Raw genomic sequence first — 16,952 nt, forward strand, 5'->3', positions numbered from 1 at the left:
GTGTCGCCGTAGCGACTCGCCAGAATCAGAAGGTAATCAATATGTTGCAAGTGAATGATTTACACGTCTCCGTCGAAGGTAATGAAATCCTCAAAGGCCTGACCCTGACCATCAAGGCGGGTGAAGTGCACGCCATTATGGGGCCGAACGGCGCGGGTAAATCGACTCTATCCGCGGTGATTGCCGGTAAAGACGGCTACGAAGTCACACAGGGCACGATTACCTTTGAAGGCAAAGACGTGCTGGAGATGGAGATTGAAGAGCGCGCCCAGGCCGGCTTACTGCTGGGTTTCCAGTACCCGGTGGAGATTCCAGGGGTTAAAAACATCTACCTGCTGAAATCTGCGCTTAATGCCCAGCGGGTAGCCCGCGGCGAAGGCGAAATGCCCGCACCGGAGTTTATGAAGCTGGTCAAAGAGAAGCTGGGCTATATGAAAATGGACGCCAGCTTCCTCCAGCGCGCCGTTAACGAAGGCTTCTCCGGCGGCGAGAAAAAGCGCAATGAGATCCTGCAAATGCTGGTGCTTCAGCCGAAGCTTGCCATGCTGGATGAGATCGATTCCGGCCTGGATATCGACGCCATGAAAATCGTCGCCGACGGCGTTAACAGCCTGCGCGCTGAAGACCGCGCCATTCTGTTGGTCACTCACTACCAGCGCCTGCTGGATTACATCGTGCCGGATAAAGTTCACGTCCTGGTCGATGGCCGTATTGTCAAAACTGGCGACGCCGAGCTGGCTAAACAGCTGGAAGCCAACGGGTACGAAGGTATCGAGGAGTCTGTGGCATGAGCGATACGCAAACCTTTTTAGATACGCTGAAGGCGCGCAGCTCGAACTACACGGCGGAACCCACCTGGATCGCCGCGCGTCGCCAAGCGGGTGCTGCGCGTTTTGAAGCGCTGGGTTTTCCTACTCGTCGTGACGAAGAGTGGAAATACACCGATGTGCGCTCGATCGCCCAGGGAAACTTTGCCCTCGCCGACAACGCTGAGTTCTCCCAGGCCAGTGCCGCGGCGCTAACACTGCCGATTGATGCTTACCGCTTAACCTTTGTGGATGGCGTTTTCTCATCGGCGCTCTCGGATGTGGATTCACTGCCGTCAAGCGTTCAGGTGTTACCGCTCTCCAAGGCGCTAGCAGAGAACCACGAAGCCGTGGGTGGGCCGCTGGGGCGTTTAACCGGGGTTGATTTCTCACCCTTCGCGGCGCTAAACACTGCCTTTATGGAAGAGGGCGCCGTGGTTCGCATTGCCCCGGGAACAGTGGTTGAGAAACCCATCCTGCTGCAGTTTCTGTCCCGTGCCGGTCAGCCGGTAATGTGTCACCCGCGGGTGCTGGTAGAAGCGGGAGGCCGCAGTGAGGCCACGCTGATCGAGCATTACACCGGCGAAAGCGAAGCGACTAACTTCACCAATGTGGTTGGCGAGCTGATGCTTGMCCGTGGCGCGATCCTGGCCCACTACAAGCTGCAAGAAGCGCCGCTGGGCGATATGCACGTGGCTAGCATTCACGTGGAGCAAGCCCGCGATACCCGCTACACCTCCTACAACCTGAGCCTGGGCGGCGCGCTGGTGCGCAACGACCTGATCAGCGATTTGAATGGCCAGGGTGCGGAAACCAACTTCCTGGGGCTGTTCTTTGGTCAGGGTCGCCAGCACGTCGACAACCACACCAAGGTAAACCACAATGCGCCGCTGACGTTCTCCAACGAGAACTACAAGGGCATTCTGGATGACCGCGCCCATGGGGTGTTTAACGGCAAGGTGTACGTCAAGCGTGATAGTCAGAAGATTGAAGGCTTTCAGAGTAACCAAAACCTGCTGCTATCGGATCGCGCCCACATCGATGCCAAGCCGGAGCTTGAGATCTATGCGGATGACGTCAAGTGCTCACACGGCACCACCACGGGTCAGTTAGACGAAGAGGCAATCTACGCGCTGCGTACGCGCGGTATCGATGAAGCCACTGCCCGCGGGCTGCTCACGCTCGCTTTTGCTGGCGAGGTGTTGGACAAAGTTACTCTGGATGAGATTGCCGAGCGCGTTGAATTAGCGGTTGCTGGCAAGCTGCCAGAGCGCTTCAACCTTGCCGGGCTTGTCGAAGCGGCGGTTTCACTTAACGACTAGCGCCACTACCCAATCAGGAGCGTCTGATGTCACATCCCGTTATTGAGCCAACGCACAGCCCTTTGCAGTCGAGTTCTTTGCAAGAGAGCCCTACGCAAGCGACCTTTGATGTTATGCGCCTGCGCCAGGACTTTCCGGTGTTGGCTCGTCAGGTGCACGGCAAGCCGCTGATCTATTTAGACAATGCGGCCACTAGCCAGACACCTCAGCAGGTGATTGACGTGTTTAGCGATTACTACTCGCGCTATAACGCCAATATTCACCGCGGGCTGCATACCCTCGCCGATGAGGCGACGGCGGCGTTTGAAGGCACGCGCCAACAGGTTAAGGCGTTTCTTAATGCGGAAGATGCGCGTCAGATCATCTTTACCCGCGGCACCACGGAAGCGATAAATCTGGTCGTTCATAGCTGGGGGCGCACAAACCTTGCTCCCGGTGATGAAGTGCTGATTTCGATGCTTGAACACCACTCCAACATTGTGCCCTGGCAACTTCTGGCCGCCGAGATTGGCTTTACCATTAAGGTGATTCCCGTTGAGGCCAACGGCGCATTGGATATGGCTGCCTATCGCTCGCTGCTGAGTGAGCGCACTAAGCTGGTGGCGGTGAATCATGTTTCTAATGCCCTGGGAACCATTAACCCGGTGCAAGAGATGGCAACCCTTGCCCATCAGCAGGGTGCGCTGATTCTGATTGATGGTGCTCAGGCAGCACCTCACCAAGTGGTCGATGTGCAGGCCATTGATGCCGACTTCTATGCCTTCTCTGGCCACAAAGTGTACGGGCCGACAGGCGTTGGCGTGCTCTACGGCAAGCAGGCACTGCTTGAAGCCATGCCACCCTGGCAGGGCGGTGGCGAGATGATCAGCACCGTCTCTTTTGATGCGGGCACCACCTTTGCTGCTATTCCGCATAAGTTTGAAGCGGGCACGCCCGCTATTGCGGAAGTGATCGCCTTAGGGCGAGCTATTGAGTGGATGGAGAGCATCGGTATCGCCGCCATTGGTGGCTGGGAAGGGCAGTTACTTGAGCACGCGACCCAGGCCGTTGGCCAAATCGATGGTCTGCGTATTTTAGGCACCGCGCCGCAAAAAACAGGGGTACTATCGTTTGTGGTGGAGGGAGCTCACGCGCAAGATATCGGCCTGCTGATCGATCAGCTCGGCGTCGCTATTCGTACCGGCCACCATTGCGCACAGCCCTTGTTGCATCATTTCGGGGTAGACGCGACGTGCCGTGCTTCATTTGCGGCGTATAATACCCTCGATGAAGTGGATCGCTTTGTAGAAGCACTCCAACGTGTCATTGGTATGGTGCGTTAAGGTCGATTCTTTAAGAATCGTCATTTAAGGACAGTTATGGATCTTGAGCAAGTTGCCAGCCTCGAACGTGGCCAACAGTTACCGCTCCAGCGCGATGTGGAAGCTATTGCCATTCCGTTTGGTAGCACGGAAACATTGGCCGAGGATAGCGTTGTAAGCGTTATGCAGGCGAAAGGTAGTACGGTAAGCGTCGGTTTTGAGGGGCGCCTCTACTTGATAGAGGGGCGCAACCTGGATGCTTTAGGGCTTGAGTCGCTACCACGTCCTACGCTGCCAGAAACGGCTACCGAGGAAGAAATAGAACAGTTCGTGTGGGAACAGCTACGTACCTGCTTTGACCCAGAGATCCCGGTCAATATCGTTGACCTGGGCTTGGTTTACGGCTGCCGCATTGAGCGCCTTATCAGCGGCGAGCGGCTTGTTACTATTCGCATGACGCTCACGGCCCCAGGATGCGGGATGGGCGATGTGATTGCGGCGGATGCGCGCAATAAGATTCTCGGTGCGCCGCAGATCAGCAAAGTGCACACCGAAATAGTCTTCAGCCCACCCTGGAGCCGTGACATGATGAGTGACGAGGCCAAGCTTGAACTCGGCATGTTCTAATCCCGGCTGGGGAGCTGGATGCATAACGTTTTGTTAATATGGCTAAAGCGTTTATTAATGTCGCTAGGAGCACTATTGCTGCTGGCGACATTGCTGTTTATAGGTGGTAATTTTTGGGTTCTCGCGACGACTGCGGCTTATATTGAGCGTCAGCCACAGCAGTGTCGCCCGGCAGAAGTGGGGATCGTCTTTGGCACGTCTCACTGGACGCGCAGAGGGGGGCGAAACCCGCACTTCCATGCGCGTATGCGAACCGCTGCTACCTTAATTGAACAGTCCCAGGTCGAGCATCTGTTGCTTTCAGGGGATAATCGTACCCAGGCGTATAACGAGCCACGGGCAATGTGGCGCGAGCTGTATCGACGTGGGGTCGCGTCTGAGCAGTTAACCATGGATTTTGCAGGCTTTAGTACCTATGACACGCTGGCGCGTGCCCGGGATGTCTTTCAGTTGGACAAGGCCCTGCTGATCACCCAGAGCTGGCATCTTCCCCGCGCGGTCTATATTGGTCGTGAGCTAGGTATCGACGTTACTGGCTGCGTGGCAGATGACCCTAATGTAACGGTGGGATGGCGTTTAAAGCTGCGCGAATGGGCAGCGCGTGTGGCCACCCTGGGAGATCTCTATGTATGGGGGAGGGAGCCCTATTTTCTCGGTACGCCCGAGCCCATCGAGTTACCTAGGCGGGCGCCCTTCGATCTTATTCTGCCTTCACTAAACGAGCGCTTTGCAGTCCCTTAACGGTGCGTTTTGCGCTTTTGCAGCGCATACAGCTCGCGGATAAGCTTACGGCACCCCTGCATACACTCTTCTACCACCGGTTCGATCGGATCGGGTAGTGGGTGGGTATACAGCGAGGAGAGGGCCTGCATTAACACCCGCTCTTGCTCCAATAGCTCATTGATCAATACTTGGCTATCGTTGCCGACGAAGCTTTTTAGGCGMCTCCACAGCCATAAAAAATCATCGCGCTCAACGTCCGCGTCCCGGGGCAGCATTTTTAGATGCGCACGGGCAAGATCCTGCAACTGGCGCATCTGCTTAAGCCGTGCTGTGTAATGCGGCTTTAAAGCGTCACGCAGCGAGGGGCGCAGGCGTTCAATATTGTCTTGGAAATAATCAATGCTATCGGCCAGCGCTTCCAATACGCTGTCCATCGCCACTTGGCGATTATCGAGAAACATGAGCGTCTACCTCCTTCGGTGACGCAGATTGTGGGGGTGACAGCGACGATTTGCCACCCCTGAATCGGATTATTTTTGCAATCTTGCCTTAGCCTTTAGGCTTGGGCGGCGCTTTACGGGCTGGCGTGGCGTTTCTTTCAATGTGTTCAATGATCATTCCCGCAATATCCTTGCCGGTGGCGTTCTCAATGCCGAACAAACCAGGCGAAGAATTGACCTCCATTATCACCGGGCCGTGATTCGAGCGTAGCAAGTCGACACCGGCGACGCGCAGGCCCATGGCCTTGGCGGCGCGAATAGCCGTTGAACGCTCTTCAGGGGTGATCCGGATCACGCTGGCGGAGCCACCGCGGTGAAGATTCGAGCGAAACTCGCCATCCGCCGCCTGACGCTTCATTGAGGCGACGACCTTATCGCCGATCACAAAGCAGCGAATATCGGCGCCACGCGCCTCTTTGATGTACTCCTGCACCATGATATTGGCTTTCATGCCCATGAACGCCTGAATCACCGATTCTGCGGCCTGGTTAGTCTCCGCCAATACCACGCCAATCCCCTGGGTGCCTTCAAGCAGCTTGATGACCAGCGGTGCTCCTTTGACCATGGTGATCAGATCAGGAATATCGTCGGGGGAGTGGGCAAAGCCGGTAATCGGCAACCCCAACCCTTTGCGCGACAGCAACTGCAGTGAGCGCAGCTTATCCCGTGAGCGGGTAATAGAGACGTTATCGTTGATAACGTAGGTGCCCATCATTTCAAACTGACGCAACAGCGCGCAGCCGTAAAAGGTGACGGAGGCACCAATGCGCGGAATCACCGCATCGAAAGGCTCAATCTCTTGGCCTTTATAGTGAATCGAAGGGTGGTGCGAGGTGATGCTCATATAGCAGCGCAGCGTGTCCACCACGCGAGCGGTGTGCCCACGCTGCTCTGCGGCTTCAACCAGGCGGCGGGTAGAGTACAAATTGCGATTACGTGACAGCAGAGCGATATGCATATAGAAGACTCCGAGCCTAGATTAAGGCGACTAAATAAGGGGTTAAGGCTCACCGTGCAAAAATGCAGCACCCGGAGCAACCAGCAGGCGGCGCATGGCGCGGCGTCCTAGTAGCATCGGGTGACGCATATTGCTGCGGTCAGTAAGCGACAGTTCAACAGGAAAATTCAAATCGCCCATCTGCATGGGAGTACGTATCACATAACGCCACTCGCTATGACCGTTGGAGCTGGTGACCCGGCGCCGATCATGCAAGTGCAAACTGTAGCGGTGGGCCGGCGTTGCCGGGCCGCCACTGTGGGTAATAAAACTTACCCACAGTTGACCATGTTCATCTTCATGTGTCTCTATCTCTTCTGCATGCAGCGCAGAAGTGCGTGCGCCGGTGTCTGCTTTGCAGCATAGGTGAAGCCCTAGCTCAGGTAGCGTCACCATCTCGCGGCGGCCAATGACCGCTTTGGCCTGATAGGGTAATTCCTTCACGGCTCACTCCTTGCAATTAAAAGTGACAACATCAAATCAAGCATTTCTGTGTGACATCATCAGGTTCAAACGGCGTTGAATAGGCGAGCCTTCAGGCGCATCCCGCAATGCCATCATGACCGGTAAGCGTAGCCGTGGTATTAACGCAATATCACGCACTACGGCGGCAAAATCGCTACGCTCATCTTCTGCTAAGCGTTGCAGAAAAAGAGGCAGGCGCTGCGCGTCTTCCAGATAACCCCAGCCGCGCCCGGCGATGGCCGCCAGAACATCCGGCCCACAGGCCGCTGTGTCATTGAGTAAGGCCGTGTACCAACTGCCCACCGCTGATGCCTCCGTATTACCCACTGCGCGCAGACAGGCACACAGGGTTTCAATGTCGCCCGCTTGGGCGGCGGCTTCGCCGCGACGCTGCAGTGCGGGGACTAACGCCTGTGGCAAGGGCTTGTGCTCTAAACAGTAGCACAGGGAGTGAATAACGGTGGTCGGCAGGTCAGGCAGCCGCAGCGCTAGCGATTCAGCGTCAGCCGTTTCCATACGCACAGCGTAATCGGCAATCCCCTGTAACCCCAAGGCCTGCCAATCAATCGTTTGCTGGCCGCTCAAGTAGGCCTCAACCGGCTCAAAATGCTGGCTGGCTGGCAGCCCCTTGTCATGGGTCGCGCGGGCATTGAGCATGGCTTGGAAGGTGACACTAGGGGTGAAGGCGAGAGGATTATCCTTCATTAAGTGATCCACGTCCGCTGTTTCTTCACGGCCTACCTGGGAAACTGCGCGTCCTAGCGTTTCCAACAGGCGATTTAAAAACGCATCGCGCTGGGCGGGAGCAATCATTCCCTGCTCATCCAGCGGCAAGGCCAAGAACCAAATGGCCGGTTCGGGCATATCGCCAAGGCGAAACACAATGGCTAAGCGCGCCTGGCCCTGCCATGGCTCTGGCCAGGCCATTTCGCCACTTTCAAAAGTCGACAGTGATTCCCGCTGGCAGGGAACGACGTGTCGCCCCATATGGTAAAGGGAAACCTCGCCGCCGCTGCGGGTAAAAAACTCATCAAGGGTTTGAATCGGTTGCATGACATCCTTCCGCGTTGCAAGCCTGCACTCTACCTTGCTGATGTGGCACTGTCAGCCGCAGTGACTGATAAACATGGTGTTAATGACAGTGCCTTAAGGCATTAGCATTAATGACAATACGGTTAAAAATTAATCAACTTTGCCAAAGCCCCATGAGAGCAGGCGCTGCGACACCTTTCCATAGTTTATCCACAGGCTCGTGCAGGTTTTCTGTGAGTCTATGGATAACTTCCCGCAAGCGTTGATAGGTGGCAAGGCGCCCGCTGAGTGGGGATAATGGGCAGACGATACACTTACTTCATTTTCCAAGGTAGTGACAAGCGACTTTATGAGTACTTATCAACCGCTGCAGACAGCGCTTCTAGAGCTTGAGGCGTCGATGAAAGCCGCCGATTTATGGCGCATGCCAACACCCGATGCAGAAGCATTCGCCAGCCAGCAGCCGTTTTGCATCGACACCATGTCGCTGCCGCAATGGATACGCTTTGTGTTTATTGCCCGCTTGAATGCCCTGATGGATGCGCGTGCAGCCATGCCCGCAAAGTGCGAGGTAGCTCCCGCCGTGGCAGCCTACTTGCAGCAGGAAAAAACACCCGCTCACCACCAGCTGCTGATTGTGCGTGCGGTAGAGAAGGTCGACCAGATCGTCACTGAAAGCACTTAAAGCGGCATGCGGCTAAACGCACAAAGCCCACCGTGAGGCAGGCTTTGTGTATAACATACGCTAACGGTTTTGCAGGCGGCTTAGAAACGGTAACTGAGGCCTGCCATCACCACGAGAGGATCGATCTCAACGATACCTACTCCCGCACCGTTAACGCTGGCATCGGTATCAATATCGATGTACCAAGCCGCGGCGTTCAGCGCCCAGTGATCATCAATAAGCAGATCAACACCTACCTGGCCCGCCGCCCCCCAGGAATCATCCAGGTCTAAATCACCAATCGTCAGCTCTTCATCGGAGAAGTGGGTGTAGTTAATGCCCGCACCGACATAGGGCTGTACGCGGGACTGAGTGCCACCCAGCGGGTAGTACTGCAGCGTTAAGGTCGGCGGCAGGTGCTTGGTTGAGGCGATATTATCGCCGTTCAAATGGATGTCGTGCTCAAACGGCAGCGCCGCCAGCAGCTCCACGCCGACTTTATCGTGGAAGCGATAGCCCAAGGTGAACGCGAAATCGGTTTTATCCTGTACATCCACGGACAACGCACCGTTGGCCAGTGAGCCGTTGTCGCTTTTAGGGGCGACTTTGGCAACACCCACGCGAGTAAAAAAATCACCAGCGCCGTAGGCAAATGCCTGGCTGCTGGTCATCATCGCCGCAGCGGCAACAGTGGATACAAGTAGGGTAGGCAGGGCGGCTTTACGCATGGGTTCACTCCTGGTGTTAAAGCAGATAGTTTCAAACGACTAGTTGCAAAGCTGGGTGGCTATTCGATAGCCGCTTAACGATGCAGCCAGTGTAGCGAGAGCCAGGGAGTGGATTATTGATCCAGGGCAAGGGTTATTAGACAAACGTTATTGGGGGAGTGGTGGTGCCCAGGGAGGTCGAATTCAGGAGCGGGCTGCTGGCCACTTGGCTTGCCCATTTGTATGGCTGCATGCACAGCGATATGAAGTATTTTTAGTCATTAATGCGCGTTTTTCTGGTACGCTCAGCAAGAGGTATGCTCAAATTTTCCGGAATATTTTTATAAAAATCAATTGAAACAGGAAGTTGTAAAAAATCTGCCCGTGTTTATAGGCAATGCGGAAAAGATGGTCAGAAGTGATTATGAGCATGCTCTTTTTTCTAGCAAACTTTGCAGTGGGGGTTGAAGATTTTCCATTACTATCAATATCTTGAAGATTTTTTTATGGTGTTAGGTTTTCTAGAAAAATACGCATGCGTAGAAATAAACTGTTAAGTGTACTCACATGGAATTGTAATGGATTCATATTTAGACGTTTTGCCTAAAGGCTCTACTGCTGTTGCAGTCAAAACACAGGGCCACAACTTTTTTATTGATTACAGCGGTATTTCATCTACTGGTTGCTGGGTAGTATCAAAATATAGAGTCGATGATTATGTAATCGTATTTCATCAAACAAGCACCGAGAATCATGTTTATATAGGTGAGCTTGTAGGAAAAAACGCAGAAGAGCATACTGAACGCAAAGGCAAGCAATATCCGCGTTATCGAATATTTATTAAAAATATAAAGCTTGCTCTGAAAACACATACAAACTGGACTTCTTTCGTCGGCAAAAGTAATGGCGGATTTGAGCGTATATATTTAGAAAATGAAGGCCAAGCAAAGCCAAAATACCTAGACCCTGACTCTGCAGAAGCCGAAGAAGGGTACCGTAAAGATTCAAGTCGTATGACTAGCGTCAGAGATAGAAAATTAGCTAATGCGCGAAAGAAAAGGGATAATTACACTTGCCAGTCTTGTAAAAAACAATATTTTGTGAACGATAAATATGTAATCGACTGCCATCATTTGAGCCCAATAACTTTAGGTAAAAGAAGAACAAAAATTGAAGACCTTGTGTCGTTGTGCCCTACGTGCCATCGAATAGCACATACACGAATTCCTCCATACTCTTTGGGGGAGTTGAGAGAAATAGTTAAACAGTACACTTAACAAGTCGCTGAATAGCGACGCAGAAAAACGCGCGCATTAGCGAGGCGTTACATAGAGAGAAGGCATTGAACCATAGTGAATACTCTTCTTTTCGAGAATGATCTTACCCAGCAACAGTGGACACTCGTTTAAGCGATCATTCGGACTTCAAACGCCTCTGGGCTGATCATCCCTATAGCACTGTGCCGTCGTTGCTTGTTGTAGTCCAGTTCGATGTATTCAAACACCTGGCGTCTCATCATATCTCGCGTTTTAAAGTTCTCGCCGTGGATCGCTTCCACCTTGAGGCTGTGAAAGAAGCTTTCGGCACAGGCGTTATCATAACAGTTGCCTTTCGCGCTCATACTGCACTTGAGTTCATGTCGCGTCAGTAGCGACTGATACAGCGTCGAACAGTACTGACCACCTCGATCTGAATGGACGATCACGCCTGTTGGCATTTTACGTTTCCATAGCGCCATTTGTAGTGCATCACAGACAAGATCTGCCGTCATACGCTCGCTCATTGCCCAACCAACGACTTTGCGAGAGTAAAGATCAATTAGCACAGCAAGATAAAGCCAACCTTCACCCGTCGCCAAGTAGGTGATATCACCCACCCACTTTTGATTAGGGGCTGAAGCCCTGAAGTCTTGCTCTAGCAGGTTTGGCGCAACAGGTAGCGAATGTCGAGAGTTTGTGGTGGCCTTGAACTTACGGGCAGCTTTAGCACGCAGGCCTTGTCGCTGTAAGCTGGCAGCCACGGTCTTGCGATTCACCGGTATTCCGTCATCTTGCAGGTCTAGAGCTAATCTCGGGGCGCCTGAGCGGCCTTTACGTTGGTGAAACGCCGCAGCCACACGCTTATCGAGAACGGCTTGCTGGCTGCGCTTTAGAGACAGACCTCCTTCGCGCTGTCGCCAAGCGTAGTAGCCGCTTCGAGCGACCCCAACAACATGGCACATGCGCTGAACACTGAAAGCCTGGCGATGACGATGGATAAAGGCGTACTTCACTTCAGGCTCTTCGCAAAGTACACCGCGGCCTTTTTTGTGATGGCCAGCTCCTCATTGGCTTCGGCTAACTGTCGCTTCAGGCGAGCGTTTTCTTCTGCTAGTGACCGCTCTCGCTCCGATGTATCTTGTTGTTGCTGAACCTTAGAACGCCACTGATAAAGCTGACTCGAATGTAGACCCAATTCACGAGCCGCTGCAGCAACGCCAATGCGATCAGCGAGTGCTAACGCTTCTTGCCGGTAAGCTTCTGAGTAACGGGTATAGGATTTTTTCTTCATTGATGTCGTCGATCTTGCCATGGTCCACCTCACTGCAGTGTATTACATTCTTGAGATGTCCATCGTTACTGGGCAAGATCAGAAAAGCTCGTTGAGCATCTTTTCATTGGCGAACTACTAAAGCTTTCCTGGAAGGAATTCGGCTGCACGCTAGAGATGGCGAGTCCAGAAGTTGATAACGCTGGCTACGATCTAATAGCGGAAGATAATGGGGTCGTGAGGCATATACAGCTTAAAGCTTCATACGTTGGCGGCAAAACAGCCAGCCAGAAAGTTCATACGAGGCTTTTTGGAAAGCCTTCTGGGTGTGTTATTTGGATTTATTTCAACGAAGATACCTTGGAGCTGGGGCCATTTCTCTTTTTTGGTTCTCTTCCCGGCGAGAAATTGCCTAGCCTTGACGGGCTAAAGGTTGCAAAACATACCAAGGGTGACCAGGGCGGATTCAAAGCCGAGCGCCCTAACATAAGGGTTTTGCCAAAAGGTTGGTTCAAAAATATCAGTTCCATTGATGAGGTCTATGAGGCCTTATTTGGGGCACCACTTAGCTGCCTGCATAATACACGCGTATGATGCGGCGCTAGGCGGAAGCTCAATATCCAATCCCGCGCGTACTTTAGGCGCTATGCACCAAAGGCGGCGTTCACATCCATGCTCTTGTGTAATATGCGAATTATTCTTATTTTATGGCTTCCGGTTTGTTGGTAAAAAATAACATGGCTGCCCTGCGGAAACTTGCGGTAATTCTGGCGAATTTCGTCACACGATTTTCCGATATCAGGGGTTTCTGCCAGTAACCAGAATGAGTCATCAAACTGGTTTAAGTAGACGTTCCGCTGCTTTTTACCCCAACGGCGCTGAGTAAACAAAGCAATGTCTCTTAAATCCATTTTGGCAGCTAGCGTAAGTGTGAATAGCGTCATTAGTTACTTTTTTCACTATCAAGCTCATTGATAAAGCTGCTGAGGTCATAGTCAGCGTCACCGCTTTGCTCACCCTCGATAAGCAGTTGCCTGAGTGTATGTAGTTTGGTTTCCTGGTTTTCGAGTAGACGTAGGGCTGAACGAATGACTTCGCTCGTAGAACCGTATCGACCACTTTGTACTTGAGTGGTAACAAAATTTTCAAAGTGGTCACCAAGTGTGATGCTTGTATTTTTAGCCATGTCCTAGGTCTCCAGTGATACCAGAATATACCTGATTATGGTATAGGGTTGGGCTGTCGGCAAGGTGCCTAACAAGGCGCTGCTAGCGTCTTTCTAAACCTATTCATGCGCGAGGGAACTTAGTTCAAGAGAGTGACGGGCGCGACGCGATTAGCAAAATAAAAAGCAGCCAGAGAACCCGGCTGCCTAATAAAAAAGCCGCTAACGAGTAGCGGCTAAATAATGATCGCTGAGACATTGATCAGCGTTTGCTTAGCCCAGGAGGAGGGCGAGAGGCATTAATCCGCCCGCTCACCTCCTAAGCCAACACTTAGCGCCGATCTACTCGGCGGTTGCCAGCAGGCTGGCGTTGCCGCCCGCTGCGGTGGTGTCGATGCACAGATGGCGTTCCACCACGTAACGATCCGGCGAGATGGTCTGGGTCTCGAGCGGTATTATCGCGCCGTCGCGCTTGGCCAGCGCAATGCGCAGTTCACGTGTCCAGTCGCTGTCACCCGCGGCGGCAACCGCTGCAATGCCTTTGACCTCGCTCAACGACTCGGCTGAAACGCTGCCATCAAGGCCGGCTATCGGCGCACCGGCATCGAGCAGCGGTTTCACAGCCTGCTCGGCACCTGGGGCGACTACGACGGCCCCGCAGCCTGCGCCGAGGGCTTGCGCAGCCTGGGCAATGGCGATGTCCAGGGTTGGCCCAAGGCACAGCACCACGCCCTTGGGATACATTGCCAGGCGGTTGCTTTCGCCCGTTGGCCCCGGCAGCGTCTGCGACGTCATATCCAAGGCTGCTGTTTCGGCGAGCGCCTTGCGGATCACGCCGTTTTTGCCGGAGAGTGCCTTGCGCAGTACCTCAATGCGATTGGGACGTACCGCCCAGTTACGGGCGTCCAACCCATCAAGGGCCGACTGGAGATCGCTAAGTGATACGGCTTTGCCTTCTGGCGCTTCAACGTGCTCAGCGTCAGCGGTGCGGCGGAAACGCGTTACGTAGAGCGGGCCACCGGCCTTGGGCCCGGTGCCCGAGAGGCCCTCGCCGCCGAATGGCTGAGAGCCAACGATAGCGCCGATCTGGTTACGGTTGACGTAGACGTTGCCAACATGGATGCGCTCAACGATCTGCTGCACGCGGTCGTCGATGCGGGTATGCAGGCCGAAGGTCAGCCCGTAGCCCTTGCCATTGATGTCATCGACGACCTTGTCGATGTCCCGTGCCTTGAAGGTGGCGACGTGTAGAACCGGGCCAAAGATTTCCCGTTCGAGATCCTCGATGCCGCTGACGTCGACTACCGCAGGGGTAACGAAAGTGCCTGTGTCCGGCGCCGCCAATTTCTTCAGTACCTTGCCGTTCTTCTCGTGTGCCGCCACGTAGTCGTTGATCTCGGTCTGGGCATCGGCATCAATCACCGGCGATACGTCGGTATCGGTGTTCCAGGGGTCGCCAATGGTGAGCGCGTCCATGGCGCCGTAGAGCATGTTGAGCAACCGATCCCGCGCCTCTTCCTGGACATACAGCATGCGCAGCGCGGAACAGCGCTGGCCAGCCGACTGGAAGGAGGAAATCAGAATATCGCGCACTGCCTGCTCGGTCAGTGCCGTGGAGTCCACGATCATGGAGTTGAGACCACCGGTCTCGGCGATCAGCACGGCATCAGGCCCGGCGTTCTCGGCCAGCGCTTTGTGGATAATCTGGGCCACCGGAGTTGAACCGGTGAAACAGACACCGGCGATGCGTGGGTCGCTGGTTAGTGGGCCGCCTACTGTTGGGCCGTCGCCAGGCAACAGCTGTAGGGCCGCTTCCGGCAAACCGGCTTCGCGCATGAGTTCGACGGCGCGGGCGGCGATCAGAGGTGTCTGCTCAGCGGGCTTGGCGAGTACCGCATTGCCAGCCACCAAGGCGGCAGCGATCTGGCCGGTGGTGATGGCCAGGGGGAAGTTCCACGGGCTGATGCAGACGAAGATGCCGCGGGCGCTGCCGGGCTCTTCTGCTTCCAACCGCTCGCCTTCGTTGGCGTAGTAGCGCAGGAAATCCACCGCTTCGCGAACTTCGGCAATACCATCGAACATCATCTTGCCCGCTTCGCGGGTGGCGATCACGGTCAGCTCGGCGATGTGTTCCTCGTAGAGGTCGGCGGTGCGGCGGAGTACCGCGGCGCGTTCGGCGGCCGGGCGCGCCGACCACTCTTTGAAGCCTTGCTCGGCGGCGTCGAGGGCAGTGGCGACCTCTTCCGGGGTGGCCTCATGCACCTTGCCGATCACCCGTGAGCCGTCGGCGGGGGAGACGGCATCGCGCGCTGGGCCCCGGGGAGCGGGGCTGCCCACCAGCATGGGGCCTGCGGTCCAGGTAGCGTCGGCAAATGCTTCGCGGGCATTGAGCAGCGGCAAAAGCGAAGCGGGTTCGTTGATGCGGTAGCCCTTGGAATTCTTACGCTCAGGCTCAAATAGCTCGCCGGGCTGGCGGATCAGCGGGCTTGAGACGTCGTTGCCGAGTTGCTTAAACGCTTCAATGGGGTCCTTTGAAACGTCGCTTGGCGGAATCGAGCTATCCACTACCTGGTTGACGAACGAGGAGTTGGCCCCGTTCTCCAGCAGGCGGCGTACCAGATAGGCCAGCAGGTCACGATGCGCGCCGACCGGGGCGTAAATGCGGCAGTGGGTGCCTTCCGACTCTTTAACGATGTGGTGCAGCGATTCGCCCATACCGTGCAGGCGCTGGAACTCGTAGCTGTCCTTATCGCTGCCCGCCATTTCTACAACGGCGGCGCAGGTGTGGGCGTTGTGGGTCGCGAACTGCGGGTAGATGCGGTCGCGCCGGTCGAGCAGCATCTGCGCGCAGGCCATGTAGCTGACATCGGTGTTGACCTTGCGAGTGAAGACCGGGAAGGTCTTGACCCCCATTTCCTGGGACAGCTTGATCTCAGTATCCCAGTAGGCGCCCTTAACCAGCCGCACCATAATCTTGCGGTTAAACCGCTCGGCCAGCTCGTAGAGTGTCTCTATCATCGGCGCGGCGCGGCGCCCGTAGGCTTGCACGACCACCCCGAAGCCGTCCCATCCATCAAGACTGGGGTCGGCCATTAGAGCCTCAATCACGTCGAGGGAGAGATCCAACCGATCCTGTTCTTCGGCGTCGATATTGAAACCGATATTGGCCTTGGCTGCCTGCTGCACTAGTTCCTTGGCGCGCGGTACCAGTTCTGCCATCACCGTGTCGCGGTGGGTGTATTCATAGCGCGGGTGCAGCGCCGAGAGCTTTACTGAGATGCCGGGGCTTCCGCGCMCGTCGCCCTTGGCCTGCTCGGCAATCGCGGTGATCGCCTCTGAATAAGCTTGGTGATAGCGGACGGCATCTTCGTCGGTGCGTGCCGCTTCACCCAGCATATCGTAGGAGTAGGTATAGCCCTGTTTCTCAAGTTCGCGGGCATTCTTCATGCCTTCTTCGATGGTCTGACCAAGCACGAACTGGCGGCCGAGAATCTTCATCGACTGGCCAACCGCCTTGCGCACCACCGGCTCGCCCATGCGGCGAACCAGGCCGCGCAGCGCCCGTGTGGGGCCCTTGGGGTCTTCTTCCAGCACCTTGCCGGTTAGCAGCAGCGCCCAGGTCGAGGCATTGACCATTGAAGACGAAGACTTGCCCAGGTGGGCGCCCCAGTCGGAGGGCTCAATCTTGTCGTGGATCAGGTCGTCGATGGTTTCCGCATCGGGCACGCGCAGCAGCGCTTCTGCCAGACACATCAAACCGACGCCTTCGGTGGTCGAGAGCCCGTACTCGGCTAGGAACGCCTCCATCATTGAAGGCGATCTTTCCTTACGCACACGCGCTACGTAGTTGGCGCCAACGGCGGCGACCTTCTTGCGGTCATCCTCCGACAGCTTGATACGCTCGACCAGCCCGTGCAGCACATCTGCCTCGTTGGCGTCGTAGTTGGTGCGAATGCGTGAGCGTAGATCACTCACGTCGCTATGCAGATGGTCGTTCATACAGGGTCTCTCCTTGCTAGCCGACACTTAGGCATTCCCGCGTCGGTTAGGGTGTAGTCATACTTTTTGCAGTTAACACAAAATAACTAACCTAAAGAGGGCTCCCGCGGGAGCC

At 55.1% G+C, this 16,952-nt stretch carries 17 protein-coding genes; 8 read left to right on the forward strand and 9 right to left on the reverse strand.

All coding sequences use genetic code 11. The features are described from left to right. The first annotated feature begins 41 nt into the window (after positions 1-41). Genes sufC through HALO_RS09670 form a run of 5 tightly spaced genes read left to right on the forward strand, consistent with a single transcriptional unit; the run spans position 42 to position 4,797 of the window. Positions 42-791, forward strand: coding sequence for a Fe-S cluster assembly ATPase SufC (sufC, locus tag HALO_RS09650; protein WP_035580283.1), 750 nt, complete (start codon positions 42-44; stop codon positions 789-791). Beyond that, entirely contained in the window at positions 788-2,128 is a 1,341-nt protein-coding gene (gene sufD, locus HALO_RS09655) for a Fe-S cluster assembly protein SufD (RefSeq protein ID WP_050713370.1), read from the forward strand. Before sufC ends, sufD begins: the two co-directional genes overlap by 4 nt. 26 nt (positions 2,129-2,154) lie before the next feature. After that, positions 2,155-3,450 carry a cysteine desulfurase gene (locus tag HALO_RS09660; protein WP_035580279.1) on the forward strand — a complete coding sequence of 432 codons (1,296 nt, stop codon included), beginning with the start codon at positions 2,155-2,157 and terminating at the stop codon, positions 3,448-3,450. Between the two features lie 36 nt (positions 3,451-3,486). Further along, positions 3,487-4,056: a putative Fe-S cluster assembly protein SufT gene (sufT, locus tag HALO_RS09665; protein ID WP_035580276.1), complete on the forward strand. Its 570-nt coding sequence runs from the start codon at positions 3,487-3,489 to the stop codon at positions 4,054-4,056. 18 nt (positions 4,057-4,074) lie between these two features. Then, positions 4,075-4,797 carry a SanA/YdcF family protein gene (locus HALO_RS09670; RefSeq protein WP_035580273.1) on the forward strand — a complete coding sequence of 241 codons (723 nt, stop codon included), beginning with the start codon at positions 4,075-4,077 and terminating at the stop codon, positions 4,795-4,797. Here the strand turns inward: HALO_RS09670 and HALO_RS09675 are convergent. The 4 genes from HALO_RS09675 to HALO_RS09690 form a co-directional block, all read right to left on the reverse strand. After that, complete coding sequence (locus HALO_RS09675; RefSeq protein WP_050713371.1) at positions 4,794-5,240, reverse strand: hypothetical protein; 447 nt, start codon at positions 5,238-5,240, stop codon at positions 4,794-4,796. The two genes, HALO_RS09670 and HALO_RS09675, sit on opposite strands and share 4 nt — an antisense overlap. An 88-nt stretch (positions 5,241-5,328) precedes the next feature. Further along, entirely contained in the window at positions 5,329-6,237 is a 909-nt protein-coding gene (gene rimK / locus HALO_RS09680) for a 30S ribosomal protein S6--L-glutamate ligase (protein WP_035580267.1), read from the reverse strand. A 42-nt stretch (positions 6,238-6,279) separates the two neighbouring features. Then, positions 6,280-6,720, reverse strand: coding sequence for an ATP-dependent zinc protease family protein (locus tag HALO_RS09685; RefSeq protein WP_035580264.1), 441 nt, complete (start codon positions 6,718-6,720; stop codon positions 6,280-6,282). A gap of 36 nt (positions 6,721-6,756) precedes the next feature. Continuing rightward, the gene (locus HALO_RS09690; RefSeq protein ID WP_035580261.1) at positions 6,757-7,794 is read right to left on the reverse strand and encodes a DUF3549 family protein; all 1,038 of its coding nucleotides are present in this window, start codon (positions 7,792-7,794) and stop codon (positions 6,757-6,759) included. A 328-nt stretch (positions 7,795-8,122) separates the two neighbouring features. Here HALO_RS09690 and HALO_RS09695 point away from each other — a divergent pair, with 328 nt between their 5' ends. Further along, a complete protein-coding gene (locus HALO_RS09695; protein ID WP_022522982.1) occupies positions 8,123-8,458 on the forward strand; it encodes a YqcC family protein in 336 nt (111 codons plus the stop codon). A gap of 80 nt (positions 8,459-8,538) precedes the next feature. Here the strand turns inward: HALO_RS09695 and HALO_RS09700 are convergent, their stop codons facing one another. Then, entirely contained in the window at positions 8,539-9,165 is a 627-nt protein-coding gene (locus HALO_RS09700; protein WP_035580258.1) for an OmpW/AlkL family protein, read from the reverse strand. 557 nt (positions 9,166-9,722) lie between these two features. Here HALO_RS09700 and HALO_RS09705 point away from each other — a divergent pair. Continuing rightward, the gene (locus tag HALO_RS09705; protein ID WP_081899087.1) at positions 9,723-10,421 is read left to right on the forward strand and encodes an HNH endonuclease; all 699 of its coding nucleotides are present in this window, start codon (positions 9,723-9,725) and stop codon (positions 10,419-10,421) included. Positions 10,422-10,549: 128 nt separating this feature from the next. Here the strand turns inward: HALO_RS09705 and HALO_RS09710 are convergent. Further along, positions 10,550-11,715, reverse strand: a protein-coding gene (locus HALO_RS09710) for an IS3 family transposase (RefSeq protein WP_092490829.1) whose coding sequence is annotated in 2 segments (ribosomal slippage) — positions 10,550-11,454 and positions 11,454-11,715 — 1,167 coding nt in all. Because the reading frame shifts where the segments join, the coding sequence is not laid out codon by codon here. Between the two features lie 135 nt (positions 11,716-11,850). Between HALO_RS09710 and HALO_RS09715 the strand changes: the two genes are divergently transcribed. After that, positions 11,851-12,267 carry a hypothetical protein gene (locus tag HALO_RS09715; RefSeq protein ID WP_231896834.1) on the forward strand — a complete coding sequence of 139 codons (417 nt, stop codon included), beginning with the start codon at positions 11,851-11,853 and terminating at the stop codon, positions 12,265-12,267. Between the two features lie 50 nt (positions 12,268-12,317). Here the strand turns inward: HALO_RS09715 and HALO_RS09720 are convergent, their stop codons facing one another. The 3 genes from HALO_RS09720 to putA form a co-directional block, all read right to left on the reverse strand. Continuing rightward, positions 12,318-12,617, reverse strand: coding sequence for a type II toxin-antitoxin system RelE/ParE family toxin (locus HALO_RS09720; RefSeq protein ID WP_035580252.1), 300 nt, complete (start codon positions 12,615-12,617; stop codon positions 12,318-12,320). After that, positions 12,617-12,859, reverse strand: coding sequence for a type II toxin-antitoxin system ParD family antitoxin (locus tag HALO_RS09725; RefSeq protein ID WP_035580249.1), 243 nt, complete (start codon positions 12,857-12,859; stop codon positions 12,617-12,619). Before HALO_RS09725 ends, HALO_RS09720 begins: the two co-directional genes overlap by 1 nt. A gap of 321 nt (positions 12,860-13,180) precedes the next feature. Then, the gene (gene putA / locus HALO_RS09730) at positions 13,181-16,837 is read right to left on the reverse strand and encodes a bifunctional proline dehydrogenase/L-glutamate gamma-semialdehyde dehydrogenase PutA (RefSeq protein ID WP_050713373.1); all 3,657 of its coding nucleotides are present in this window, start codon (positions 16,835-16,837) and stop codon (positions 13,181-13,183) included. Positions 16,838-16,952: the final 115 nt, after the last annotated feature.

Source organism: Halomonas sp. R57-5, assembly GCF_900070345.1.
Taxonomy (GTDB): domain Bacteria; phylum Pseudomonadota; class Gammaproteobacteria; order Pseudomonadales; family Halomonadaceae; genus Vreelandella; species Vreelandella ventosae_B.